The sequence below is a fragment of the Flavobacterium sp. ov086 genome, assembly GCF_900187965.1.
In the GTDB taxonomy this organism is placed as follows: Bacteria; Bacteroidota; Bacteroidia; order Flavobacteriales; family Flavobacteriaceae; genus Flavobacterium.
In genome coordinates this window covers 32,885-57,968 of sequence record NZ_FZNL01000022.1, presented here as the reverse complement: position 1 = coordinate 57,968, position 25,084 = coordinate 32,885, and the positions used below count along the sequence as shown (strand labels likewise).

Genomic DNA, 25,084 nt, shown 5'->3' with positions numbered 1-25,084 from the left:
AAAAACGACTTTTTTATTAGTTTTTGGTATTTTAATAATATGGAAAGGTTGGGTAATTACAGCATTAATTCCTCCCGATTTTAAGTATCCAACTTTGACTTTTATAAAAGCTTGTGTTGAGGTTTTTATTTTCTAAATAATTAAGGACTTAATTAATTTTATGTAATGATCATAATTGTACGGCACAGATTGTAAATCCATGCCGACAAAAATGATGTGAATTCTTTTATAATCTTATTTTCTAAAATGAAATATGTTATAACTTATACCAAATGATATAGTGTTGGTTTTGCCTTCAAGAGTTGGCCCTGTGTAATTATTCGATTCGTCGTAACTATGCACTTGTACATCTTGTAATAAATTTGCCATACCCAAACTATATCTTAGGTCAAATCTAAAATTATTATATCCCCCGGTTAAACCAATTCCAAAACCGTAATTAAATTTTGCCGAATTTGTTAAATCAGATTCATTAAGCAAATAAGGTAAGTATTGTTGGTTATTAACATCTGCGCCTTTAGAAGGTGTAAGAGGGTCTACTACCGCCACAAATAAACCTGCCTGCGGTCCCAAAAAGAATTCATCCTCTTCAGGTTTTAAAATATAGTAATTAAAGTAAAAACCAAAGGTAAGATCAGAGTATTTATATTTTGATTTTTTCACTTCTTCGAAAGTATCTTCAACATATTTTACATCTAAAGTGTTTTGTCTGTAAGCAAGCTCTAATTGAAAGTTGTAATTTTCATGATAGCCCATAAGAGCGTTTAACCCAATAAGAAAGCCGGGTTTAGATTCATTAAGTAAATCTGATGATTTTAAATTTGTTTGGGAAAAACCTGCTGAAGCATAAAATCCTCTTGGGGCTTGACTATATATAGATAAATTGAAAAGTAATGCGCTAATAAAAAGTAATGTTTGGTTTTTCATTATTAAGGGGGTTATTTGCAATTAATATATTCTGTGTCTGAAAAAAAGGATAAGATTGTTTCATTTCTTTCGTCCGGAATATCATATTTTTCAAGTTTTGTCATTAAATCCGGGCAGTCAGAAAAATGTTTCCTAATCATTGCCGCTATTTGTCCTCGACGTTCTATTTTTTCTTCTGATTTACCAGATTTTGTAACAATTTGTTCGATAACAGTTTCATTGTTATCAATAACATATAATTCATAAAATGTACTGGAAGACGACATTGATCCTTGAGTTGTTGTTACAGTTATGGCGACACCAATTAGCTTTTTGTCTTGTTTTTCTCCAAAAACGAAATAAACTTCTGCTTTTTTCTGCTGGTTTAGATGAAATGATTTTAGCAAACTTGGGCCAATTATTGCATAATCGAGATCTTTGAATTTAATATACTTTTCCCAGCTTTTCCCCACATTCACATAGGATATTCTTTTATCGACTAATAGAACATCAGTCAGTTCTCCTCTAATAAAAGTTTTGGTTCCTTTGTTGTCAACGATGTATGAGTTTTGTGCAAAAGAACTTGAGAAAGTAAAAAGTAGAATTATTAATAATTTTTTCATTTTTAATTTTCAGTTATTGTTGCAGATGAATTTAATGTAAAGGGAGACTGCTCGAAAATTACATTACAAAAAGTAGCTGTTAATTTTCCATTTAATGAGGATATATACACTAATCCACTATTGGCATGAGAATAACTAACATAATTCAAGCTAACGCAGACTTCATTGCTTTTCATGAAAGAAGTTGGACACGTGCTGCAGATATTGTAAACTCCAGGTATTGGAATTATATTACTCGCAAACTCTATTCTTAGAGTCGCTTCTAATGAACCTGCTGTAATGTAATAATCATCATTAACATGGGAGGAGTATACAGAACCAAATTTGAGCGGACCAAGAGATAATTTTTCAAAAACCATTGTATTTTTAACAGGATTACAAGGGATATTTGGAGCATTAATTTCAACCATAACAGTACTTTCGCTACTTTCACAGATTCCTTTATTGGTTTTTAGTTTATACTCTCCCGCCATAGAAGGTAAGACACTATTAATAGTTGGATTTTGTAGATTGGAGTGAAAGTTATTAGGTCCTGACCAATTGTAGCTTACATCTGGACTGTAAGTAGAAGTGGCGTTCAATAATAATGTTCCTCCGGGAACTAAGGGAGAGTTGCTGGTGGTTGTGTTTGAAGGAAGATAACATGTAACCGCTTCGTTTGTTGAGCAGCTAAATAAGGAAATACTAAAAACAATTGGCAATAGAAAAAGTAATGTTTTTTTCATGAAATAACATTTGATTTGGTTAAAAAAAGTGCTAAAGTATAGTGTATTATTAAGGTTTTTACTAATTTTTTTAAGTTAAATAAAAGGTATTGTCTTGAATAAAAGCTAATTGTCTCATACAGTTTTGTTTGACTAATGAAATGTTTTTTTTATATTTTATATTTGTAAATTAAAGAATAATCGATCATGGCAAAAGGACCCGAAAAAAATACCAAAAATAAGGCTTTGCATACCAAATTGCTCAATAGAAAAAAGGCTAAACTTCAGGCCGAAAAGAAAGAAAGCGCCTTGCGATTGAAAGCTTTAGTGGCAAAAATGAATGAAAAAAAGAATAGTGAGGGATCTGATCGTATTTAAATCAGATAGTATTTCTTTTCTGTTTTAATTTATCTGAAATTTGCAAAACAATCTCAAAACAAAACAAAATGGAAGAATTTGGTAGAATAATAGTTTCTGAAACGGCAATGAATAGTGAAAATCTTCACGATGTGATTCATTCCAATATTTCGGTAATCAATTTAATGCGCGAAGAAGGTGTTGATGATGAATTTATTCATGAAGATGCTTTGATGAGTTATTATCTTGATTATTACTGGTCACAGTATACCGAAGGAAATTTTGCTCAGTTTGTCTATAGATCGGGTTGGAATAAAGAATTAAACGAACTTATCGAAGAAGGTTTGGCTTTGATTGGTGCTGAGAAACACTTGGAATTGTTTCAGCAACAAAGCAAAAAAGTCAAATTGATGAGCAGCGTAAAGCTTAATAAATTTGTAAGCGGAAAATTAGAAGGCGTAAACCCAACGCGCGATTTGCTTAATAATGATACTTTTTATGAATTAGAAGAAAACCTAATTACATTGAATGCTAATTTCCTGAAAAATCATCCGGATTTCGAATCGCTTTCTGTAGATGATATGTTTGCTGTTTTGGAGGAATTTGTTGGACATGAGATAAAACGCGCTTAGTTTTTTACCTCAGAGTTTATTTTACCACAAATCACACTAAGGTTTTACGTAACGCAACGTTAAGTTATATTAAAAACTTTCCGGGACTCTGTGTTAGTTTTGGGCATCTTTGCGGAATAATTAATATTTATATATTGGTGTTTTCATTGTTTTAAGATTGTATAATATTTGATAAAAAAAGCCTTTTGGTGATAATTGTCAGATAATTCATGTAATATTTTGATTATATTTGTTAAAATTTCAATCTGAATAATAATAAAAAAATCAAATACCATGAAAAAATCCGCTACAATTTTGTGTTTTGTTGCATTGCTAACTTTAAGTCTCTCTTGTGAACATGAACTTGAAAAAGCACTTGATAAAGGAATTGATTGTGTTGAAGAATCACTATTCGAGAAAGTAAAACACACAACAGATGCTACAAATCCTAAGAAAATTGATTTTACAGTTGAATATTCAGGAAAGAATACTTTAAAAACTGTTAAATGGACTTTTGGAGATGGTACTCCTGCAGAGACAGTTACAGCAGCCGGAACTACAGTTTCTATTTCACACATCTATAGTGCGGCAGGGACTTATACTGTAAAAGCTGATATTACAGTTCAAAATGGAGATGGGACATGTACATCGTCTCCAACAAAAACTGTTACTGTAAATTAGAGAATTGCCTTTATTGTTAAAGATTTCATTATTTGAGAATTAACTTGTTTCAGTTTCTTGTAACTTCGCTTTTTGTGATTTAAAAAAGTCAAAATGAGATATCGATACAGTCAGATAATGTTTCTCCTTTTTCTTCAGATAGGATTTTCCCAAAATAAAATAAATCTATTTTCAGAAATCAATTATAGTTCAATTCCTGCTGTTTCACTAAGCGATTATAAGTCAGTTCAGGAAAGAGATAAAAAGTTTCAAAACCCAAATATTGCGCTCGGAATTGGTATTTCTGGAGGGGGTTCCCGAGCGCAGTTTTTTAGTATGGGTGTGCTTTTAGGATTAGAAGAAATTAAGGAAAGTGATGGACAGCGTAATTTTCTGAACGAGATAGATTATTATTCCACTGTTTCGGGAGGTTGTTTTTCGGCGGGATATTATTTGACGATTCTAAAGAATAAATTGTTTTATGACAATTGCACCTTCAACGAATTCTATTTTTCTAAAGCCGATGCATATAAAGACTACGTAGATAAATCGGCAAATATTTTATCACTTTTAAACAATAGCCGAAACGAAAAAGGCGATAAAATATCGATGACGCAACGAATAGATTCGGATATTTTACAATACGATGCAACGAATCCCGATAATACCAACAAGTTTGGAACGCAAATGTTATTGTCGGATTTCTTTGTTTCAAAAGATAGTAAACAAATCCCTTCTTTACCCATGTTTGTGGCAAACGGAACGGCATTTAATAATGGCGAACGTATTCCGTTTATGCCACATATTATTAGAGGTTTAAATCTCAACTCATCTTTGGCTCCAAATAAAGCAGAAATTTCATTAAATGAAAATAAGATAAACGATGGCTACGATTTTCCGGTTACGTACGCCATTACAGCAAGTTCGGCTTTTCCCGGAGTTCTTCCAAAAGTGAAGTTTGGAGTAAAAAACAAAGACAAAATATTGTGTATTGTCGATGGCGGTGCTTCAGACAATATGGGGTACAAAACCTTAGTCGAATTACTTCATAACGATACAAAAGTTGATGATAAAAACAAGAAAGCACTTTTTATTGATTGTCTCGGACAAGGAAAAAAAACACCGTATGTAACTGATGCCAAAATTAGATTGATTTCACTGTTTGAAACGGCTTCTTTATACACCGTTCAAACTCGATACATGACTTTTGATAAAGATGTAGAAAACACATTTGAGCGTTATAAAATACCCGTTTCAAATTATCAAATCATTGGATTTACTACTATTCGCGATCATTTATTAAAATTGGAGAAAGATCAGCCATATGAAGATTTAGTAATTGAATTGAAGAATACAAATGACGATTCGAGCAGTTGGGCAAGATTATATGCTAATTTTAAGCAAGAGCTTTTGAGTAAATTTGGCGAAGATGCCTTCAAAAAAGATAAAGACGGTGAAGTAATCGTTGCTACATTAAACAAGGAAAAGTTTAGTGAATTATCACCAAGGCAAATTTTACTTCTATACGAATATGCTTCACATGTTGAAACCAAATTGAGAATTACTCCCGAAGAGAGAGAAATGTTACTACTTTCAGGACGTTTTGCTACCTATTTAAAAACCAATGAATTGAAAGAATTATTGGTAGAACATAAATAAGAGTTTATTGTATGTTACTCCGGTTGAACTTGCTCAATGAGCTCAAGTCTTTTTACAACCGAATTTTTAAGTAATATCGTTCCCGGCGATAATACAGCATTTGCGCCAACTCTGGAATTATCGCCAATTAGCGATCCAAATTTATCAGAGTTTGTTTCGATAATTTCGGAATTATAAAGTACAGATATTTTCTTAATTGCTCTTTCGTTGTAATGATTTGCGGCAATTGAACCTGCTTCAAAATTGATATTGCGGCCAACAATACTGTTTCCGATATAATTAAAATGGGCAATTGCAGTTTCTGAACAAATAATACTGCTTTTAATCTCGCAACCCGGACCAATCTTTACGGAATTATCCAGATAAACGCCTTCTCTAAAATAAGCATTTGCACCAATGTAACAGTTTGCACTAATAATTGCAGGGCTTTTTATGGTGACGTTACTTTCTATAATTGCCGATTTATGAATAGCGATATTGTTTTCAATTATAAAATCGGTATCAAGATCTACGATCATTTTTTCGATTATACTTTTGAGATTGCTTGTTATAGTCCAGGGTTCTGATTGAGGAAGTTCTTTAAAAGTATTGGAGAAACCTTCGATAAAATGGTCGATATGAATCATTGTAATTTTTTAAGGGCAATTTAATTAATTCATTTTGTTTTCAATCCATCCATCGCAAAGAAAAGACATGAAAATTTAGTGAATCTCTGCGAAACCTTTACGGATCTCTGCTGAATAAACATCAAAATGGCTTTTCCTCTCAAAGTTTGTCTTATTCTTATGAAACATTTCCTTAAATTTGCTTCCATTATAAAAAAATACAATAGTTATAAAAAGTAAGCTATGTTACAAATCGCATTTATTAGAGAGAATCAGGAGAAAGTAATCAAGGCTTTAGCAAAACGAAATATCGATGCTAAAAGCGTTGTTGAAGAAGTGGTGCAACTAGACGAAAACCGTCGCGCAACACAAGTTGAATTAGATAATACTTTAGCCGAATCTAATAAATTGTCCAAAGATATAGGCGAATTAATGAAAGCGGGAGAGAAATCTAAAGCCGCAATCTTAAAAGAAAAAACCGTTTCATTAAAAGAAAAAAGTAAAGAATTAGGCGAGAAAGCAGAAGCTTTGGCTGTCGAATTAACCAATAAATTATATACATTACCAAATCTTCCAGCTGATATTGTTCCTGAAGGAAAAACTCCGGACGATAATTTGAATGTTTTTCAAGAGGGAGACATTCCGGTTTTGCATGAAGGTGCGCAGCCTCACTGGGAATTGGTGAAAAAATACGATATTATCGATTTTGAACTAGGTGTAAAAATTACAGGCGCAGGATTTCCGGTTTACAAAGGAAAAGGAGCTCGTTTGCAACGTGCCTTAATCAATTATTTCTTAGATAAAAATACAGCTGCAGGATATAATGAAGTTCAGGTTCCGCATTTGGTAAACGAAGCTTCAGGTTACGGAACAGGACAATTACCGGACAAAGAAGGGCAAATGTATCACTCAACAATTGATGATTTATATTTGATTCCAACTGCTGAGGTTCCGGTTACCAATTTATTCCGTGACGTTTTATTAAGCGAAACTGAATTACCTGTTTTATACACGGCCTACACGCCATGTTTCCGTCGTGAAGCAGGTTCTTACGGAGCACACGTTCGTGGATTAAATCGTTTACACCAATTTGATAAAGTAGAAATTGTACGTGTTGAACATCCTGACAATTCTTATGCAGCACTTGACGGAATGGTTGAGCATGTAAAAGAGATTTTGAAAGAATTAAAATTGCCTTACAGAGTTTTACGTTTATGTGGTGGTGATATGGGTTTCACATCGGCTTTGACGTATGATTTTGAAGTGTTTTCTACAGCGCAGGATCGTTGGTTAGAAATTAGTTCAGTTTCTAACTTTGAGACTTTCCAGGCAAATCGCTTGAAATTACGTTTCAAAGACAAAGACGGAAAAAACCAATTGGCACACACACTCAATGGAAGTTCATTGGCATTGCCAAGAGTTTTGGCCGGAATTTTAGAAAATTACCAAACGCCGGAAGGAATCGTAATACCAGAAGTCTTACGCCCTTACTGTGGATTTGATATTATAAATTAATTTAGTTTTCAGTTACAGTCTCAGTTTGCGCTGAGACTGTAAACTGGAACCGCAAACAGAGATTGGGTATGATGAATGGAGTTTTGAATTGGAATGTAGATCCGGTTATTTTTATGATAACGGATAGCTTTCCATTAAAATATTATGGAGCTCTTTTTGCCTGCGGATTATTATTAGGCTATGCCATAGTAAAAAGCATTTATAAAAAAGAAAATCTATCATTAGATAATCTCGATAGTTTATTGGTTTATGTAATCGTTGGAACAATTTTGGGTGCCAGATTAGGGCATTGTCTTTTTTATGAACCGTCTTATTTTTTACAACATCCAATAGAAATTCTTTTGCCAATTCAGAAAATAGGAGGAGTTTACAAATTTGTTGGATATCAGGGATTAGCAAGTCACGGAGGATCAATTGGAGTTCTTATTGCGATGGTTTTATATTGCCGTAAATACAAAGTTAAGTTCTTATGGCTTTTAGATAAAATGGCTATTGGAGTTCCGGTTACGGGAGCTTTTATTAGGTTTGGAAATTTTATGAATTCTGAAATCTACGGAAAACCAACAAACGGAAATTGGGGAGTTGTTTTTCAAAGAGACGATATGATTCCAAGGCATCCAACGCAATTGTATGAAGCATTTGCCTATTTGTTGATTTTTGTAATTTTATTTTGGATGTATAATTCAGATAAAGTTAAAAAAGCCGATGGATTGATTTTTGGTTACTTCTTGACATTGTTGTTTTTAGCTCGATTTATAATTGAATTTTTTAAAGAAAATCAAGAAACCTTTGAAAACAGCATGCCAATAAATATGGGACAAATATTAAGTATTCCGTTTATTTTAATTGGTCTGGCTTTGATTGTATGGAAATCAAAAACAAAAAATGAGTTCGTCGAAATATCATAAAATTATTGTAGTTTAGAATATTCAGTTCCAGTTTGTAACGACGCTGATTATTCGACTGAAAAGTAAGACTGCTACTAAAAAACTGAAATATGAAAAACATCTTTATCTATATCGTTTTGTTGTGGTCCACTTTTGCATTAGCACAAAATGAGCAACTTGCGCAATATTACTACGATAAAGGCGATTTCGAAAAAGCTAAAATCAGCTATGAAGAGCTTTTAGCCAGTGCACCATCCAATACGCAATATTTTTTAAGAACCGTTGATTGTTATCAGCAATTGCAGCAATACGCAATTGCCGAAAAAGCAATTCAGGATCGATACAACAGATATAAACAAGGTGTTTTTTTAGTAGAATTGGGATATAATTTTCAATTGCAAAAAAACGAAGCCAAAGCCAAAAACTACTACGAACAGGCTATCGAAAAAATCAAAACGAGTCCGAATGATGTTTACGGAATCGGAAATTCTTTTGAGAAAAAAGTATTGTTAGAATATGCTTTAAAAGCGTATCAAACTGCAATGCAGGTACAGCCGAATTACAATTTTAATTTCCAGATTGGATTGTTGTATGGACAGTTAGGAAAGACCGATCAGATGATTGATCTTTTGTTGACAGAATCGTATAATAATCCTCAAAATTCTAATTTAATTCAGACCCAATTATCTCGTTTCATGAGTGGAGAAACAGATAACACTGCTTTTAAAGATGCAATGCGTAAAGCTTTAATTCTGAGAACCCAAAAAGATCAGGATGTGTTTTGGAATCACTATTTGAGTTGGTTTTATGTACAGCAAAAAGAATTTGGGAAAGCCTTTATTCAGGAAAAAGCCATTTATAAGCGTGAGCCTGAATCACTTTCGAGTATTGTAAATTTAAGTCAGTTTGCGATGAACGAAGATGATACGGATACTGCAGAAGAAATTCTGAATTTCATTCTTCAAAACACTAAAGATTTAGACTTATTGGTTGTGACTAATTCGTATTTAATGCAAATTAAAATTGATAAAGCACAGGAAAAAGACTATCCAATTATCAGTGCTGAGCTACAACAATTGCTCACAACCTATGAAATAACTCCTTTTACCTTATCTTTGCAAATAATTCGGGCGCATTTCCTGGCTTTCAATCTTAAAAAGACGGAAGAAGGGAAGGCAATTATTAAAAAAGCGCTGGAATTAAATTTGAATGGTTACCAAGAAGCAGATGCGAAGATGGAGTTGGCGGACATCTTGCTTTTAGAAGAAAAATTCAATCAGGCGTTGATTTATTATTCGCAAATTCAGTTGGATTTAAAGAATGATGTAATGGCGCATGAAGCAAGTTTAAAAGCGGCAAAAACGAGTTATTACAAAGGCGATTTTGAATGGGCTTTAAAACAATTTAAAGAATTGAAAGCGGCAAACACACAATTGATTGCCAATGACGCTCTTGAATATTTTTTATTGATTAATGATAATACCGCTGCAGATTCGACACAAACAGCTTTGAAGCAGTTTGCAAAAGGTGATTTTTTGATGTATCAGAATAAAAGACCCGAGGCAATTGCTCAGTTTCAGAGCATTTTGAAGAATTTCAAAGGACAGGAAATCGAAGCTGTAACATTGTTGCGTTTAGGTAAAGTTTATGAAGGTTTAAAAGATTTTAGTTCGGCTTTAAGCCAATATCAGCAAATCATAGACAATCATAGCGACGGAATTTATGTTGATGAAGCGCTGTTTTTTTCGGCAGAAATTTACAACGATGAATTGCATGATCCCGAAAAAGCAAAACCTTTGTATGAAAAGGTAATTTTTAATCATCAGGATAGTATTTACTTTGTTGATGCGAGAAAAAAATACAGAGAATTAAGAGGAGACAAGAATTTATAAAAATAGATCGTTAGATTATTAGACTACTTAGATTTTTAGACTTTTCTGAAATCTAAGTAGTCTAGTGTCTAAGAAGTCTAAAATCTAGAGAAAAATGATTATTTACAACGTTACCACCAATATACACGAAAGCGTTCATGACCAATGGTTAAAATGGATGCAGGAAAAACACATACCGGAAATTCTGGCTACACAAAAGTTTTCATCAGCACGAATTGTAAAAGTTTTGGTTGAAGAAGAAATGGGCGGAATTACGTACTCAGTACAATATGTTGCCGATAACAAAGAAATTTTGGAACGCTATTATATAGAAGATGAGCCCAGATTTCATAAAGAAGCTTTAGAATTATTTGCTGACAAAATGCTTTCTTTCAGAACGGAACTAGAAGTGATTTCAGAACACTAGAAATTAGTTTTCAGTCTCGGTTTTCAGATAAAAAGAGATGTTTACAAACTCATTTTAAATGGAAATAAAATTGCCCACAGATTAAGCGGATCAAACGGATTAACGCAGATTATTAAGTTTAAAAATTTGTGATAATTAGTGCAATTCGTGGCAAAACAATAAAAATAGAACTTTGTGGCTTTGAGCCTTCGCGGCAAAAGAGAAATAGAAATAAACTTTGCATTTTAGCACCTTCATGGTAAGAAAAGCTTAGTGCCTTTACGGCAAACAAAAGAGAAAATGGAAAAAGTAAAAGCCAAAAAACATTTAGGACAACACTTCCTGAAAGATGAAAGTATCGCCAAAGCTATTGCAGATACCTTAAGCCTGAAAGGATACGATGAGGTTTTAGAAATAGGACCGGGGATGGGTGTGTTGACTAAGTATTTGCTTGACAAACCAATTAATACACACGTGATCGAGATTGATACCGAATCTGTGGTGTATTTGGGTGAAAATTATCCAAAATTAAAAGATAAAATTATCTCTCAGGATTTCCTGAAATACAATATTAACGAGGTTTACGAAAATAAACAATTCGCCATAATTGGAAACTTTCCATATAACATTTCGACGCAAATCGTTTTTAGAACTTTAGAATTTAAACATCAGATTCCGGAATTTTCGGGAATGTTTCAAAAAGAAGTGGCTGAAAGGATATGCGAGAAAAAAGGCTCAAAAGCGTACGGAATCTTATCTGTATTAGCCCAGGCTTTCTATGATACTGAGTATCTGTTTACGGTAGATGAAAACGTTTTTATTCCTCCGCCCAAGGTCAAGTCGGGTGTGATGAAAATGACCCGAAAGGAAGATTATAGCCTTCCGTGTGGAGAAAAGTTGTTTTTTACGGTTGTAAAAACTGCTTTTCAGCAAAGACGAAAAACATTACGTAACAGTTTGAAAACATTAAATTTATCAGATGAATTGCGATTAGACACTATCTTTGATAAGCGTCCGGAGCAATTAAGCGTGGAGGAATTTATTGTTTTGACTCAAAAAATAGAAGCCGATGGAGTTTAAAATCAGCAAAGAGCTAATTAAAGAAATAGCTCAACTCATTCAAGCTAAAAACAACAAAGAGCTGGAGGTTTTATTAAATGACATGCACCATGCCGATTTCGCTGAAATCCTTGATGAAATTGACATTGATGAAGCAACTTATATATTTAAGGTTTTAGATAGCGAAAAAACAGCCGAAATTCTTTTGGAATTAGAGGATGATTTACGTGAACAAATCTTAAATAGACTTTCGCCTAAAGAAATCGCCGAAGAGCTGGATGAATTGGAAACCAATGATGCAGCAGATATTATTGGGGAACTTTCGAAAGACAGAAAAGCCGAAGTAATCTCTGAACTTCAGGATGTAGAACACGCAAAAGGAATCGTTGATTTATTGCGTTACGACGAGGATACTGCCGGAGGTATCATGCACAAAGAGTTGGTGAAAGTCAACGAAAACTGGAACGTACTTACTTGCGTGAAAGAAATGCGTATTCAGGCCGAAAATGTTTCCAGAGTGCACTCTATTTATGTTGTTGACGATGAGAACAGACTTAAAGGGAGATTATCTCTTAAAGATTTATTGACAACTTCTACTAAAACACAAATTTCTGATATCTATATTAGAAAACTATACCATGTAAACGTTGAAACACCTGATGTTGAGGTAGCGAGAATGATGGATAAATACGATCTGGAAGCCATTCCGGTTGTAGACGAATTAGGACGTTTAGTAGGTCGTATTACAATTGACGATATTATTGATGTCATCAAAGACGAAATCGAGAAAAGAGATACTGAAGATATTCAGAAATTCGGGGGACTTGAAGCATTAGAATTACCATACGTTCAAACGCGTCTTGGCGAGATGGTCAAAAAGAGAGCAACATGGCTTGTTGTTTTGTTTATTGGTGAAATGTTTACCGCATCTGCAATGGGATTTTTTGAAGGAGAAATCGAGAAAGCAGTAGTTCTGGCATTATTTGTTCCGCTTATTATTTCGAGTGGAGGAAATTCAGGTTCTCAGGCAGCAACATTGATCATTCGTGCCATGGCGTTGAAAGAACTTACGCTTAAAGACTGGTGGTATGTAATGAAAAAAGAAATTGCTTCTGGTTTTCTATTAGGAGCGATTTTAGGTATTGTTGGTTTTATCAGGATCATGGTTTGGCAGCAAACCGGACTTTATGAATATGGAGAACATTGGTTGGCGATAGGAGCAACGGTTTCACTTTCGTTAGTGTTTATCGTTTTATGGGGAACACTTTCAGGATCTATGATACCCTTTTTATTAAAAAGACTTAAACTTGATCCCGCAACTTCATCAGCACCGTTTGTGGCTACTTTAGTCGACGTAACAGGATTGGTGATCTATTTTACGATAGCTTCTTTATTATTAAAAGGGAAGTTGTTATAAGAATAGAATATAATGGCCAGAATGATTTTTGACTTTTAGATTTTTGCCACAAATTGATAGATTGCAGTGATTTAAAATCTGTATAATCTGCGTAATTTACACGTCGAAAAATGGGCTATTAAGCTACCAGAAAAATAATTCAAAAAACCAACCAGAATGAAAGTACACATCATAGGAGGAGGAAATCTAGGGGTTTCTATTGCCTTAGGAATTGCGAAGTTCTCAAAAAACAATCAGGTTACTGTAACGAGAAGAAATACGGCTAGTATTCAATATTTATCTGAATACGGAATCACAGTTTCATCAGATAATAAACATAATATTCAAGAAGCAGATGTAGTAATTTTAACCATAAAACCGTATCAGGTTGATGTTGTTTTAGCTGAAATTTTATCAGCAATTCCGGGGAAAACTATTGCTTCGGCAGTGAGTGGTTTGTCTTTGGATATGCTTCAGGAAAAAACAAAGAATGAATATCCGGTAATTCGAATCATGCCAAATATTGCGGCACAGTTTGGCGAATCGGCAACTTGTATTTCTTTCCCTGAAAAGGACAGAGAAAAAGCATTGCCAATCGTTGATTTATTTCAGGATTTAGGAACTGCTCCCGTTATCGATGAAAAATTAATGGATGCAGCAACAGTTCTTGGTGCATGCGGAACCGCGTATGCTTTAAGATATATTCGCGCCTCGATGCAAGCCGGAATCGAAATAGGATTTGATTCTCAAACCGCATTAGCAATCGCGGCACAAACCGTAAAAGGAGCGGCAAAAATGTTATTAGAAGAAAAAGTACATCCGGAACAATTAATCGACCGTGTAACAACGCCACAAGGCTGCACAATTGTAGGATTGAACGAAATGGAACATAATGGTTTCAGTTCATCTTTGATAAAAGGTATTAAGACTTCTTTGAAACAGATCAAAGGTTAGATAATATTAAATTCCAATATTTTAAAAATTCCAAATTCCAATTTTAGTTGGGGTTTGGGATTTTTTGTTTTCGTACAGTTTGTCATCCTTGACGGAGGAAGGATCGCACACGCAACTCGACAAAGATTGGAGAATTACTATGGGGAGCTTCTTGTGCGATCCTTCCTCCGTCAGCATTGTAGAAATTTGGGATTTGGGATTTTTATTTTTAGAATTTAATAACGTGTTCTTGAACAATAATCTATTATTAATGCAAGATTTTCTTCATTTACAAAATCTTTAAACATCGTTCTGTGATAATCTAATCCTAATTTCTCAATTTTAGTACTGTCAATTTTGTAGTTTTTACCAATCATCCATTTTGTAATTACAAGTGAATCTATGTTGCGAAGTGCTGGTCCGGTACTTCTTGCGTCTAGTTTGTGACACGCTGCACAATTCGAATTGAAAATCTCTCTTCCTTTTGTTTCATTTTCTGTTAAGTCAGGATTTCCGCAAAAGGCCGGTACAGGCATTGCACAAACTAAATAAGGTGGAACATATGTTTTTATTTGATAGAATATAAATATGGTAAGTACAGTGATAAGTAAAACTGAAAAGAGAAGTATTTGACGGATTTTATTCATTTGCAGCTTTAGTTAATTCGAATTTGGAATTTTAAAATAATTTATCTCTTAATCAGCTGTATATACTTTCTCCCGCATTCTGAAAGCTTAGTATAAGAATTCATAGCGTTCCCATAATTCTGAATTGTCAGCGTATCTTTGGTGTAGCTCGCACCAATTCCAACAGGGATTTCTAATTGTTGAGAATTTGCTTCTGAATCAGCTACAGAATCATTTTCTTCTTCACGGCTAATATCACCCTCATATTCATCCCATTGTATGCCTTCTAAAACGATAATTTTTTCCCCGGATTCGTTAGTGGTTAAATTGGCGATACCTTTTATTTTTCGAAGTTTTGTTTTTAGAAAATAAGTATAGCCGCTTTTTCCTTTTTTTATTTCGACCGAAATATTGCATTCATCACTATTGTAGGATTCCGGATGTGTTTCATATAAACCTTCAATAGATTCGTTGTTTTTGTGTGTAGAATCGATAGCAACTTCTTTAGGATTGCTTTCTTTAGCGACAATTTTGGATTTATCGTTGCAGGCAGAAAGCAATAAAAGAGAGAAGGTTATAATTGTAATTTTATAAAAATACTTTGTCATATCAAATGCTCTTTTTCTTAGACACTGTATATTTTAGATATAGTAATCCAAAAATACCAGAAAGTATAGAGGCAATTAAAATGGCAATCTTAGAAAAAACAATAGTTTCAGGATCTTTAAAAGCCAGAATCGTAATAAAGATCGACATTGTAAAACCAATTCCTCCTAACATTCCTGCTCCTAGAATATGTGCCCATTTTAAACTTTTAGGCAAACTACATAATCCGGCACTAACTCCTATAGAAGAGAAAAGTAAAATTCCCAGAGGTTTTCCAACCACTAAACCTAAAATGATTCCAAAAGTGTTTGGATGATTTAAACCTTCATGCCAGTCAGATTCAATAGCGATACAAGTATTTGCAACAGCAAACAATGGTAAAATAAAGAAGGCAACCGGTTTATGTAAAAAGTGCTGTAATCTGTATGAAGAAGAATTTTCGTCGCCATTCCCAAACGGAATTACAAAAGCTAAAACAACTCCGGTAATAGTAGCGTGAACTCCTGAGTTTAGCATGAAATACCACATCACGACGCCACCAATTAAATACGGAATCAGGTTTTGAACTTTCATTCGATTCAAAATAAATAGGACAACCCAGATTCCCAGAGCAATCGCAAGATTTACAAAAGAAATTGTAGTGGTATAAAAAATCGCAATAACGATAATAGCGCCCAAATCATCAATAACGGCCAAGGCAGTTAGAAATACTTTTAGTGATGCTGGAACTCTTTTTCCTAAAAGAGATAAAATACCAATCGCAAAAGCAATATCTGTCGCCATGGGGATTCCTGCTCCGTTTTGAGTTGCAGTTCCAAAATTTAAAGCCAGGAAAATAGCTGCCGGAATCAACATTCCGCCAAGAGCGGCCATAATTGGTAAAGAAGCATTTTTAATACTCGATAATTCACCGTGATAAATTTCGCGTTCCAATTCAAGACCAATCAATAAAAAGAAAATAGTCATTAAACCATCGTTAATCCAATGCGTGATTGAATGTCCTCCCAGATCTTTTTCCCAAAAAGCAACATATTCCGTCTGAAAAGAAGAGTTGGCGAGATAAAGTGAGATAATTGTAACAAAGAGCAATAGTATTCCTCCTGATTTTTCGTTTTCAAAAAAGGCTTTAAAAGTCTTGGTTAGTCTCATATTGGAGGGGAAATTTTAATTTAGAAAAGATAAATTCAGCGAAAGTTGGCGAATCTTATATTTTCAAAGTTAAAAAAAAATATAGCCAATAAAAAATTATGAACGGGGTTAACGCAAAAGTTGCTTTGTGCTTAATGATTTAGGTACGGGTATAAAGTCACAATTTTTTGAACATGTAACCTGAAACCTGAAACTTTTCAGGAGTGCTAATAAATAATTAACCGTATTTTTGTTTTTATAAAATAAATCACAATGAGCATAAAAATTCTACATATCGACAGTAATCACCCAATTCTTTGGCAACAACTCGAAGAAGCCGGTTTTGAGAATCACGCCGATTTTAAATCTTCAAAAGAAGAAATTGAATCTAAGATTCAGGATTATAATGGAATCGTAATTCGAAGCCGTTTTAAAATTGATAAAACTTTTTTGGACAGAGCAACCAATTTACAGTTTATTGCCAGAGTTGGTGCGGGTTTAGAAAGTATTGATTGTGAGTATGCCGAGACAAAAGGAATTCATTTAATCGCTGCGCCCGAAGGTAATCGCAACGCTGTTGCAGAACATTCGCTTGGGGTAATTTTATCATTATTTAATAATTTGAATCAGGCTGATGCCGAAATAAGAGCCGGACATTGGAATCGCGAAAGTAATCGTGGCCATGAACTTGATGGAAAAACGGTTGGGATTATTGGTTACGGAAACATGGGAAAAGCCTTTGCCAAAAAACTTCGCGGTTTTGAGGTCGAAGTTGTGTTTCATGATATTTTAGAAAACATTGGTGATGAAAATGCGAGACAAGTTTCGCTGGAAGAATTACAAAAGAAAGCAGATGTTTTAAGTTTGCATCTTCCGTGGACTCCGGAAACTGATAAAATGGTCAATGCTGATTTTATAAATGCATTTTCGAAGCCATTTTGGATTATAAATACTTCGCGTGGTAAAAACATCGTCACAGCAGATTTAGTTAAAGCGATGAAGTCTAAAAAGATTCTGGGAGCTGGTTTGGATGTTTTGGAATATGAGAAGTTATCTTTCGAAACTTTATTTCAGGATAAAAATACTCCTGAAGCTTTCCAATATTTGCTGGAAGCTAAAAATGCTTTGCTAACACCTCATATTGCAGGCTGGACTTTTGAAAGTCATGAACGTTTGGCACAGGTTATCGTAGATAAAATCAAGGCTGTTTACCTTTAAAATTCAAACCAAATTTACCTGCGCTTTAATAACAAGTTTTTTCTGTAGAATAATCTTATTTAGAATTAGTTTTTATAAGTATTTTTTTTTAATATTGTTTTGAATTTTAACAAAATTTTAGAAAGGAGTATCCGAAAATCCAAAGAGTAGGTGTTAATTAACTAATTTTATTTATTATGATTGAATGGTACAAAAAAGTTGTTTTTGAAAACTACAGTAATTTTAAAGGTCGCGCAAGAAGAAGCGAATATTGGTATTTTGCACTTGCAAATGGGTTAATTTCTATTTTATTAATAGTTATTGGAGCTGTCATTGGTGGAATTTTTGGAGATCCGATTACAGGCGGAATCATAGGATATATTCTTTTTGGTCTTTATAGTTTGGCAACTCTTTTGCCAGGTTTGGGGGTTGTTGTCAGACGATTGCATGATGTTGATAAGAGTGGATGGTTTTATTTTATTTTTCTAATCCCATTTATTGGTGGAATTTGGTTATTGATTTTATTTTGTACGGAAGGTACTCATGGACCAAATCAATATGGGCAAGATCCTAAAAATGAAACTGAAGACATAAATGAAATTGGTAAAGTTGAATTACAATAATTAAAAATTGATATAATGGAAAATACAAAACCAGAGTCCTGGAATACGCCATCAGCGCCAAGACCAGAAAACAAAAAAGTTGCTGCCGGAATTTTAGGGATTTTAGTTGGAGCTTTGGGGATTCATAAATTCTATTTAGGATATACAAAAGAAGGAATAATTCAAATACTTCTTAATATTTTGTGCGGACTAGGTAGTTTAATAGGATTAATAGAAGGAATTATTTACCTGACAAAAACAGACGAAGACTTTTATCAAACGTATCAGGTTGGTAGAAAGCCTTGGTTCTAAAAACATAGCAAATCCCATTCACTTCAAAATGAATGGGATTTTTCTTTTTAATTAGTTATTATAAAAGCTTTTTCTCTCCTATTAATAACTTTTAAGGGATGTCGGTAATCTTTTTACAAAGTAATATTGTAACATCTTTAGCAAGCAAAGTTTAGTTGTTTTTTTTAAGTGGATCTGAATGTAATTACATCCAATCCATTGATAAAGATTTGGTAAATTGATTAGGAAAGAATATTAGAATTAGATTGTAAAACTGTAATTAAAAAATCCCATTCGTTTTTTAACAAATGGGATTTTAATTTTTATAGTAAGTTTGCGATTAATCTTCTTTCTCCGATAATTTACGCTCCAATTCTATTTGAAACTCTTCGATAACAGGTTTCATTGTGCTTTCAGGGATATCAGCGATTCTAATGTACATTAAACCATCTATAGCATTATTAAACAAAGGATCGACGTTAAAAGCTACAACACGGGCATTCTGCTTGATGTATTTTTTAATTAAAACCGGCAAGCGTAAGTTTCCAGGTTCTAGTTCGTCAATGATTTTGTCAAATTTATTTAAGTCAGATTCTGCTTCATCGAAGATAAAATCTTTATCAGCGTCTTTAAGTTTTACTTTATAAGCCTTTTTAGGGTGAATATATTGTGCAATATACGGATCGTAATAATTCGACTTCATAAATTCAATCATCAATGATTTAGAGAAATCAGAGAATTGATTACTGATACTCACACCGCCCAATAAATATTTATGTTCAGGGTAACGTAATGTTGTATGAATAATTCCTTTCCACAATAAGAACAAAGGCATTGGTTTTTGCTGGTATTCTTTAATGATAAAAGCACGTCCCATTTCGATAGATTTATGCATCATATCGTGCAATTCAGGCTCAAATCTAAATAAGTCATTCAGGTAGAAACCTTCAATTCCGTATTTTGGATAAATTTCAGAACCCAATCCCATACGGTAAGCACCGGCAATTTTCTTGGTTTCATCATCCCACAAAAACATATGGTGATAATATTGATCAAATTTATCGATGTCAATAGATTCATTGGTTCCTTCACCAACTTCACGGAAAGTAATTTCACGCAAACGACCAATTTCGTGCAATACATTTGGAATAGATTTCGCTCTTGCAAAAAACACTTCGTAGTTTTTACTTTGCAATAAACGGCAATCACTATTTCTTAAAGCGTCAACTTCAGCAATCATATTTGATTCACTAGCCGGAGTTGCGATTTTTTTAGGCGCTTTTGGTATTTTTAAACTTGCTGTATCAATAAGTTTGGTATCCTTTTCAAAAGGATTTGCCAGCATATAGGTTTTCTTTCTTAAAAACTCAGAGTACTCTTCAAACGATTCGATTTCGTTTTGTTCATTTACAGAAATTGGTTTACCAATACGCACTTTAATCACACGGTCTTTCTGCGTAAGCAATTCTGATGGAAGTTTTGCAGTTCGCAAAGTGTCATCAATTTTAGAAAGCCAATAAAATAATTTACTGTTTTTAGCATGGAAATAAATCGGAACAACCGGAACTTTAGCTTTTCTAATCAGCTTCAAAGCGCCTTCTTCCCAAGGTTTGTCTACTACTAATTTTCCGTCTTTATAAGTCGAAACTTCCCCTGCAGGGAAAATCCCCAACGGTTTTCCATCACTTAAATGTCGCAAAGTTTCTTTGATTCCAACCACACTCGATTTAGCATCCCTATGATTTTCAAAAGGATTAACCGGCATGATATATTTTTTAAGCGGAACAATTCGGTGTAATAAAAAGTTGGCGATGATCTTGAAATTTGGTTCTCTTTCGAGCATTAATTTCAATAGCAAAATACCATCAATTCCTCCAAGCGGATGATTTGAAATCGTAATATAAGCGCCATCTTTAGGCAAACGTTTTAGATCTTCTTCCGGAATTTCAAACTTAATTTGCAATTCGTCTAATACTCCGTTTAAAAACGCAACATCTTCTAAATGTTTATTATGATCGTAAATTTTATTAAGGGTAGAAATTTTAAGGACCTTCATAAGAATCCAGCCTGAAAAAGTACCAAGAACTCCGTACTTATCAACATTTATTGCCTTTGCAACTTCTTTCGCGGTAACTAAACCCATGTACTATTTTTAATTTATTAGAGCAGCGAACAAAGATAACAAAAAACTCTACTTTTCGCTGTTTGAAACACAAACTTTCCACTTTTTTATTACATTTGGAATCCTTAAAAAAACACTGATGAAAATTATTTCTTATAATGTAAATGGAATACGTGCCGCGATTACCAAAGGTTTTATCGAATGGCTGCAACAGGCTAATCCAGATGTAATTTGTCTTCAGGAAATAAAAGCTACACAAGAGCAAATTCCCGTAGACGACATTACAGCAGCAGGTTATCCGTATCAATATTACTATCCGGCAACAAAAAAAGGTTACAGCGGAGTAGCGATCTTATCTAAAATAAAGCCAAATAATGTCGTTTTCGGAACTGGAATTCATCATATGGATTTTGAAGGTCGTAACCTTCGTGCCGATTTTGACGATTGTTCGGTAATGAGTTTATACCTTCCGTCAGGAACAAATATTGAAAGATTAGATCATAAATTTATGTTTATGGATGATTTTCAAACCTATATTAACGAACTAAAAGTAACGATCCCGAATCTTATTATTTGTGGTGATTACAATATTTGCCATGAAGCGATTGATATTCACGATCCTGTTCGTAACAAAACTGTTTCAGGATTTTTACCTGCAGAACGTGCTTGGCTTGACGGATTTATGAAGTCGGGATTTGTCGATAGCTTCCGTCATTTCAACAAAGATCCGCATCATTATTCGTGGTGGAGTTACCGTGCCGGAGCCAGAGGAAACAATAAAGGTTGGCGTATCGATTATAACTTGGTAAGTGACTCATTGCAACACCGTTTAAAACGCGCCGTGATTCTTCCGGATGCTGTGCACTCAGACCATTGTCCGGTTTTAGTAGAAATCGAGTAAAGTTTGGTATCGTTCTTGTTGAAAGAATAGTGGTTTTAAAACGAAGAAATGAGTTCAGTTGGAATTTGGAATTTAATTTTTGGAATTTCAAGTAGCTATTTCCTGCTGTACGCTATATCTTTTCATCGGCAAAAAAGCGGATAAAAAGGATGTCGCTTCCATCAGGGCTAAGGCTCTGTGTTAAACAAGAACATTTTGAATTATTAATTTATACTCCAAATAAAACAGAAAAATGATTAAAAAGGCCTCCATCGGATTCCTGGTCCTAGCTTTGTCTATGACCTCTTGTGTATCCAAGAAAATTTACAATGATCTTGAAACAAAATATTCGGATCTAAAAAAAGAAAATCGTTCAATAGCTGATGAAAATGCAAACTTGCAAAAAGCAAAAAATCAGTTAGAGTTAGATAAAGATGCTTTAACAAAAGACTTAAACACAACAAAAGCAGATCTTGCCAAGCAAAAAGCTGATTTAGCTGCGGCACAAAACAAATTCAAAGTTCTTCAGGATTCTTATAATGCATTAGAGAAAAACAGCAATGATGCATTAGAAAGCAATATGGCTAAAAACCGTGAATTATTGGCACAATTAGAAGCAAAATCTAAAAAACTAGCCGATGAACAAGCACGTTTAGACAAAACAGCAAGTCGCCTTAACGAACTTGAAGCAATGATTGCAGCAAAAGAAGCGGCAATGAAAAAACTAAAAGAGACTTTATCTAAAGCCTTAAATGGTTTTGAAGGTAAAGGTCTTACAGTAGAACAGAAAAACGGAAAAGTATATGTTTCTATGGAAAATAAACTACTTTTCAACTCAGGAAGTTGGGCTGTTGGAGTAGAAGGTAGAAAAGCGGTTGTTGAATTAGGAAAAGTATTAGGTGATAATCCTGATCTTTCCGTTCTTATCGAAGGACATACAGACGACGATCCTTATGCAGGTTCAGGACCAATTGCAAACAATTGGGATTTATCGACTAAAAGAGCTACAGCAATTGTTGCTATTTTGAGTGAAAACACTAAAATCAACAAACAAAAATTAACTGCAGCAGGACGTAGTGAATTCTCTCCCCTTGCAAGCAATGCAACTCCGGAAGGAAAAGCTAAAAACCGTAGAATCGAAATCATCTTAACACCAAGATTAGATGAAATTGCTGAAATGCTTAATAGTATAAATTAAAGTGGCTATCCCGAATCTTCGGGACTAAGGGACTAAGTTGCTAAGGTTTTAAAAGGCTCAGAGTTTTTAACTTTGAGCCTTTTTTGTTTTCTTTTTATAATGTTTTAAAACCTTGTATGTCTAAACTTAAGTCTATTTTTAATAGTGAATTTATATTTTGTAACTTTGAATTCTAAATGGACATAACTATGGGACTTCCGGAATTAAAAGATAAAATAAGACATCAATTGGATTTAGCCGATGAAAAGGTTTTGCGAATCGTTTCTTCGGTTTTTGATAATTATTTAAATGAAGTCGTTTCGTATGATGCTAAAGGAAATCCATTGACTTTATCTGAATACCATAATAAAGTTGAGGAAGGTTTGGATGATATTAAATACAATCGAATAATCTCAAAAGAAGATTTATCGAAGGAAATGCAAGATTGGGATAATGAGTAATGTTAAGTTGGTAGTTTCTTGGACCCAAAATGCAAAAGAAGATTTAAAAGAAATTTACATTTCGTTAAAGAAAGAAGTTTCTAAAGAAACGGCACTTAAGATTAGAGATGAGTTGTTTGATTGTCGAAGAATTATAATAAGAAATTATAAAGTATTGTACCAATTTAAAGACAATTCGATTTTTGTAATTAGGGTTTTTAATTCATTTCAAAATCCTATGAAAAGTTTAAAATAAAATAAGTAAGGCTCAGAGTTTTTAACTTTGAGCCTTTTTTAATTATAATAAGAAGCCTTGGTTACTTAGAATCTTAGCAACTCAGAGCCTAAAAAGAAAACCTTATTCTTTTTTTAACTTTTATCGCATTTCCATTTGCAAAATCCCTTTGTATCTTTGAAGCTTAGTTATTCAAGAAGCGAAAAAGCTTAGCAACTTAGAATCTCAGAACCTTAGAACCTCAAAAAAAATGAAATACACGACTTTACCTAATACCGATATAAAAGTTAGTAAAATAAACCTCGGAACAATGACTTTCGGGCAGCAAAACACGGAATCCGAAGGACATCAGCAGATGGATTATGCACTCGAGAGAGGTGTAAACTTTTTTGATACTGCCGAAATGTATTCCGTTCCTGCCAAAGAAGAAACGTACGGAAGTACTGAAAAAATCATTGGAACATGGTTCAAGAAATCAGGAAATCGTGATAAAGTGGTTTTAGCATCTAAAATTGCCGGACCAAATCCAAATTTCACTTACATGCGTGAGAAAGCTGATTTCTCGCCGGCAAGTATTAAATATGCTTTAGAAAACAGTCTAAGACGCCTTCAGACAGATTATATCGATTTGTATCAAATGCATTGGCCGGAACGATTGACTAATTATTTTGGGCAACGCGGATTTAAAGATCATGATGCTATATGGGAAGATAATTTCAGAGAAATTCTTGAAACTTTTGACGGATTGATCAAAGAAGGAAAAATAAAACACATTGGAGTTTCGAACGAAAATGCCTGGGGAATGATGCGTTTTCTGGAAGAAAGTAAATATCAAAATCTGCCAAGAATCAAAACCGTTCAAAATCCTTATAATTTATTAAATCGTCTTTTTGAAGTTGGTTCTGCCGAAGTTTCAAAATACGAAAATGTAGGTTTACTGGCTTATTCTCCTTTGGCGTTTGGTGTTTTAACAGGTAAGTTTTTAACCGGTGAAGCACATCCAAATGCGAGAATCAATCTTTTTCCGCAATACACACGTTATAATAGCGAACAATGTACACAAGCAACAAAGTTGTATCAGGAAATCGCTCACAAACACGGATTAACGTTAACAGAACTGGCAATGGGATTTGTATTGCAACAACCATTTTTGACCAGTGCAATTATTGGTGCAACAACAATGGAACAATTAAAAGAAAACATCGATACAATTGATGTATTTTTATCCAAAGAAATTTTAACTGAGATTGCAGCAGTTCAGGCCATAATTCCAGATCCTGCGCCGTAAATAAATTTATAGCCACTAAGACACGAAGTCGCAAAGTATTTTTCTTCATATATGGAAATACTTTGCGACTTCTTGTTTTGTGTAATTATTCTTTAGATCTTTATAAAAGAAACAGAACCACATAGTATGTCATTTCGATTTATATGATAAAATCAAATCTTTTGTCCTTACAACGGATTAAAATTCGCTGCTACAATATAAATCATTCCTCTAGAATTTTTTTAGGCAGTTCCGAAGGAACAAAATATATTGTAGGGATGGATTTTAATCCATCATTCGCAATCAAAACCCAATCTTGTT

General features: G+C 33.8%; 26 protein-coding genes and 1 pseudogene. 19 read left to right on the top strand and 8 right to left on the bottom strand.

Going from position 1 to position 25,084, the window contains the following annotated elements:
- Window positions 1-234: 234 nt before the first annotated feature.
- From CHB81_RS20705 to CHB81_RS20695, 3 genes are read right to left on the bottom strand one after another with little or no spacing between them, the layout of a single operon-like run.
- Window positions 235-927, bottom strand: coding sequence for an outer membrane beta-barrel protein (locus CHB81_RS20705; RefSeq protein WP_089353741.1), 693 nt, complete (start codon window positions 925-927; stop codon window positions 235-237).
- 11 nt (window positions 928-938) lie between these two features.
- A complete protein-coding gene (locus tag CHB81_RS20700) occupies window positions 939-1,529 on the bottom strand; it encodes a hypothetical protein (RefSeq protein WP_089353740.1) in 591 nt (196 codons plus the stop codon).
- 2 nt (window positions 1,530-1,531) lie between these two features.
- Window positions 1,532-2,254 carry a hypothetical protein gene (locus CHB81_RS20695; RefSeq protein WP_089353739.1) on the bottom strand — a complete coding sequence of 241 codons (723 nt, stop codon included), beginning with the start codon at window positions 2,252-2,254 and terminating at the stop codon, window positions 1,532-1,534.
- A 186-nt stretch (window positions 2,255-2,440) separates the two neighbouring features.
- On the opposite strand from CHB81_RS20695, the gene CHB81_RS26945 reads away from it, so the two are divergent.
- The 4 genes from CHB81_RS26945 (at window position 2,441) to CHB81_RS20680 (ending at window position 5,520) form a co-directional block, all read left to right on the top strand.
- Window positions 2,441-2,611, top strand: coding sequence for a hypothetical protein (locus CHB81_RS26945; RefSeq protein ID WP_165902284.1), 171 nt, complete (start codon window positions 2,441-2,443; stop codon window positions 2,609-2,611).
- A gap of 68 nt (window positions 2,612-2,679) precedes the next feature.
- The gene (locus tag CHB81_RS20690; protein WP_089353738.1) at window positions 2,680-3,222 is read left to right on the top strand and encodes a hypothetical protein; all 543 of its coding nucleotides are present in this window, start codon (window positions 2,680-2,682) and stop codon (window positions 3,220-3,222) included.
- Between the two features lie 273 nt (window positions 3,223-3,495).
- The gene (locus tag CHB81_RS20685) at window positions 3,496-3,882 is read left to right on the top strand and encodes a PKD domain-containing protein (protein ID WP_089353737.1); all 387 of its coding nucleotides are present in this window, start codon (window positions 3,496-3,498) and stop codon (window positions 3,880-3,882) included.
- A 93-nt stretch (window positions 3,883-3,975) separates the two neighbouring features.
- A complete protein-coding gene (locus CHB81_RS20680) occupies window positions 3,976-5,520 on the top strand; it encodes a patatin-like phospholipase family protein (RefSeq protein ID WP_089353736.1) in 1,545 nt (514 codons plus the stop codon).
- Window positions 5,521-5,534: 14 nt separating this feature from the next.
- On the opposite strand, the gene CHB81_RS20675 is transcribed toward CHB81_RS20680, so the two are convergent.
- Window positions 5,535-6,146, bottom strand: a complete 612-nt coding sequence (locus CHB81_RS20675; protein WP_089353735.1) for a DapH/DapD/GlmU-related protein — start codon at window positions 6,144-6,146, stop codon at window positions 5,535-5,537.
- A gap of 222 nt (window positions 6,147-6,368) precedes the next feature.
- Here CHB81_RS20675 and serS point away from each other — a divergent pair, with 222 nt between their 5' ends.
- The 7 genes from serS (at window position 6,369) to proC (ending at window position 14,213) form a co-directional block, all read left to right on the top strand.
- A complete protein-coding gene (gene serS, locus CHB81_RS20670; RefSeq protein WP_089353734.1) occupies window positions 6,369-7,640 on the top strand; it encodes a serine--tRNA ligase in 1,272 nt (423 codons plus the stop codon).
- Between the two features lie 68 nt (window positions 7,641-7,708).
- Window positions 7,709-8,548, top strand: a complete 840-nt coding sequence (lgt, locus tag CHB81_RS20665; protein WP_089353794.1) for a prolipoprotein diacylglyceryl transferase — start codon at window positions 7,709-7,711, stop codon at window positions 8,546-8,548.
- 89 nt (window positions 8,549-8,637) lie between these two features.
- Window positions 8,638-10,419 carry a tetratricopeptide repeat protein gene (locus CHB81_RS20660; protein WP_089353733.1) on the top strand — a complete coding sequence of 594 codons (1,782 nt, stop codon included), beginning with the start codon at window positions 8,638-8,640 and terminating at the stop codon, window positions 10,417-10,419.
- Between the two features lie 94 nt (window positions 10,420-10,513).
- Window positions 10,514-10,825: a DUF4286 family protein gene (locus CHB81_RS20655; RefSeq protein ID WP_089353732.1), complete on the top strand. Its 312-nt coding sequence runs from the start codon at window positions 10,514-10,516 to the stop codon at window positions 10,823-10,825.
- A 279-nt stretch (window positions 10,826-11,104) separates the two neighbouring features.
- The gene (gene rsmA, locus CHB81_RS20650; protein WP_089353731.1) at window positions 11,105-11,884 is read left to right on the top strand and encodes a 16S rRNA (adenine(1518)-N(6)/adenine(1519)-N(6))-dimethyltransferase RsmA; all 780 of its coding nucleotides are present in this window, start codon (window positions 11,105-11,107) and stop codon (window positions 11,882-11,884) included.
- The gene (gene mgtE, locus CHB81_RS20645; protein ID WP_089353730.1) at window positions 11,874-13,280 is read left to right on the top strand and encodes a magnesium transporter; all 1,407 of its coding nucleotides are present in this window, start codon (window positions 11,874-11,876) and stop codon (window positions 13,278-13,280) included. The genes rsmA and mgtE overlap by 11 nt, the downstream gene beginning before the upstream one ends.
- Before the next feature lie 156 nt (window positions 13,281-13,436).
- A complete protein-coding gene (gene proC / locus CHB81_RS20640) occupies window positions 13,437-14,213 on the top strand; it encodes a pyrroline-5-carboxylate reductase (RefSeq protein WP_089353729.1) in 777 nt (258 codons plus the stop codon).
- Between the two features lie 215 nt (window positions 14,214-14,428).
- Here the strand turns inward: proC and CHB81_RS27195 are convergent.
- From CHB81_RS27195 to nhaA, 3 genes and pseudogenes are all read right to left on the bottom strand, one after another.
- A pseudogene (locus CHB81_RS27195) lies at window positions 14,429-14,677 on the bottom strand (cytochrome c); the annotation flags it as partial.
- Between the two features lie 203 nt (window positions 14,678-14,880).
- Window positions 14,881-15,426: a hypothetical protein gene (locus tag CHB81_RS20630; RefSeq protein ID WP_089353727.1), complete on the bottom strand. Its 546-nt coding sequence runs from the start codon at window positions 15,424-15,426 to the stop codon at window positions 14,881-14,883.
- Between the two features lies 1 nt (window position 15,427).
- Window positions 15,428-16,573: a Na+/H+ antiporter NhaA gene (nhaA, locus tag CHB81_RS20625; protein ID WP_089353726.1), complete on the bottom strand. Its 1,146-nt coding sequence runs from the start codon at window positions 16,571-16,573 to the stop codon at window positions 15,428-15,430.
- A gap of 252 nt (window positions 16,574-16,825) precedes the next feature.
- Here nhaA and CHB81_RS20620 point away from each other — a divergent pair, with 252 nt between their 5' ends.
- From CHB81_RS20620 to CHB81_RS20610, 3 genes are all read left to right on the top strand, one after another.
- Window positions 16,826-17,770: a 2-hydroxyacid dehydrogenase gene (locus CHB81_RS20620; protein WP_089353725.1), complete on the top strand. Its 945-nt coding sequence runs from the start codon at window positions 16,826-16,828 to the stop codon at window positions 17,768-17,770.
- Window positions 17,771-17,946: 176 nt separating this feature from the next.
- Window positions 17,947-18,372: a DUF805 domain-containing protein gene (locus CHB81_RS20615; RefSeq protein ID WP_089353724.1), complete on the top strand. Its 426-nt coding sequence runs from the start codon at window positions 17,947-17,949 to the stop codon at window positions 18,370-18,372.
- Window positions 18,373-18,387: 15 nt separating this feature from the next.
- A complete protein-coding gene (locus CHB81_RS20610) occupies window positions 18,388-18,663 on the top strand; it encodes a TM2 domain-containing protein (RefSeq protein ID WP_089353723.1) in 276 nt (91 codons plus the stop codon).
- A 319-nt stretch (window positions 18,664-18,982) separates the two neighbouring features.
- Here CHB81_RS20610 and CHB81_RS20605 read toward each other — a convergent pair whose 3' ends face one another.
- Window positions 18,983-20,785: a lysophospholipid acyltransferase family protein gene (locus CHB81_RS20605; RefSeq protein WP_089353722.1), complete on the bottom strand. Its 1,803-nt coding sequence runs from the start codon at window positions 20,783-20,785 to the stop codon at window positions 18,983-18,985.
- A gap of 118 nt (window positions 20,786-20,903) precedes the next feature.
- Here CHB81_RS20605 and CHB81_RS20600 point away from each other — a divergent pair, with 118 nt between their 5' ends.
- From CHB81_RS20600 to CHB81_RS20580, 5 genes are all read left to right on the top strand, one after another.
- Window positions 20,904-21,665, top strand: a complete 762-nt coding sequence (locus CHB81_RS20600; RefSeq protein ID WP_089353721.1) for an exodeoxyribonuclease III — start codon at window positions 20,904-20,906, stop codon at window positions 21,663-21,665.
- A gap of 232 nt (window positions 21,666-21,897) precedes the next feature.
- A complete protein-coding gene (locus tag CHB81_RS20595; protein WP_089353720.1) occupies window positions 21,898-22,842 on the top strand; it encodes an OmpA family protein in 945 nt (314 codons plus the stop codon).
- Window positions 22,843-23,018: 176 nt separating this feature from the next.
- Complete coding sequence (locus CHB81_RS20590; protein WP_141130434.1) at window positions 23,019-23,282, top strand: hypothetical protein; 264 nt, start codon at window positions 23,019-23,021, stop codon at window positions 23,280-23,282.
- A complete protein-coding gene (locus CHB81_RS20585) occupies window positions 23,275-23,517 on the top strand; it encodes a type II toxin-antitoxin system RelE/ParE family toxin (RefSeq protein WP_089353718.1) in 243 nt (80 codons plus the stop codon). The genes CHB81_RS20590 and CHB81_RS20585 overlap by 8 nt, the downstream gene beginning before the upstream one ends.
- A 229-nt stretch (window positions 23,518-23,746) precedes the next feature.
- Window positions 23,747-24,784 (top strand): aldo/keto reductase, encoded by a 1,038-nt coding sequence (locus CHB81_RS20580; protein WP_176427558.1) that lies wholly within the window; start codon window positions 23,747-23,749, stop codon window positions 24,782-24,784.
- The last annotated feature ends 300 nt before the right edge of the window (window positions 24,785-25,084 follow it).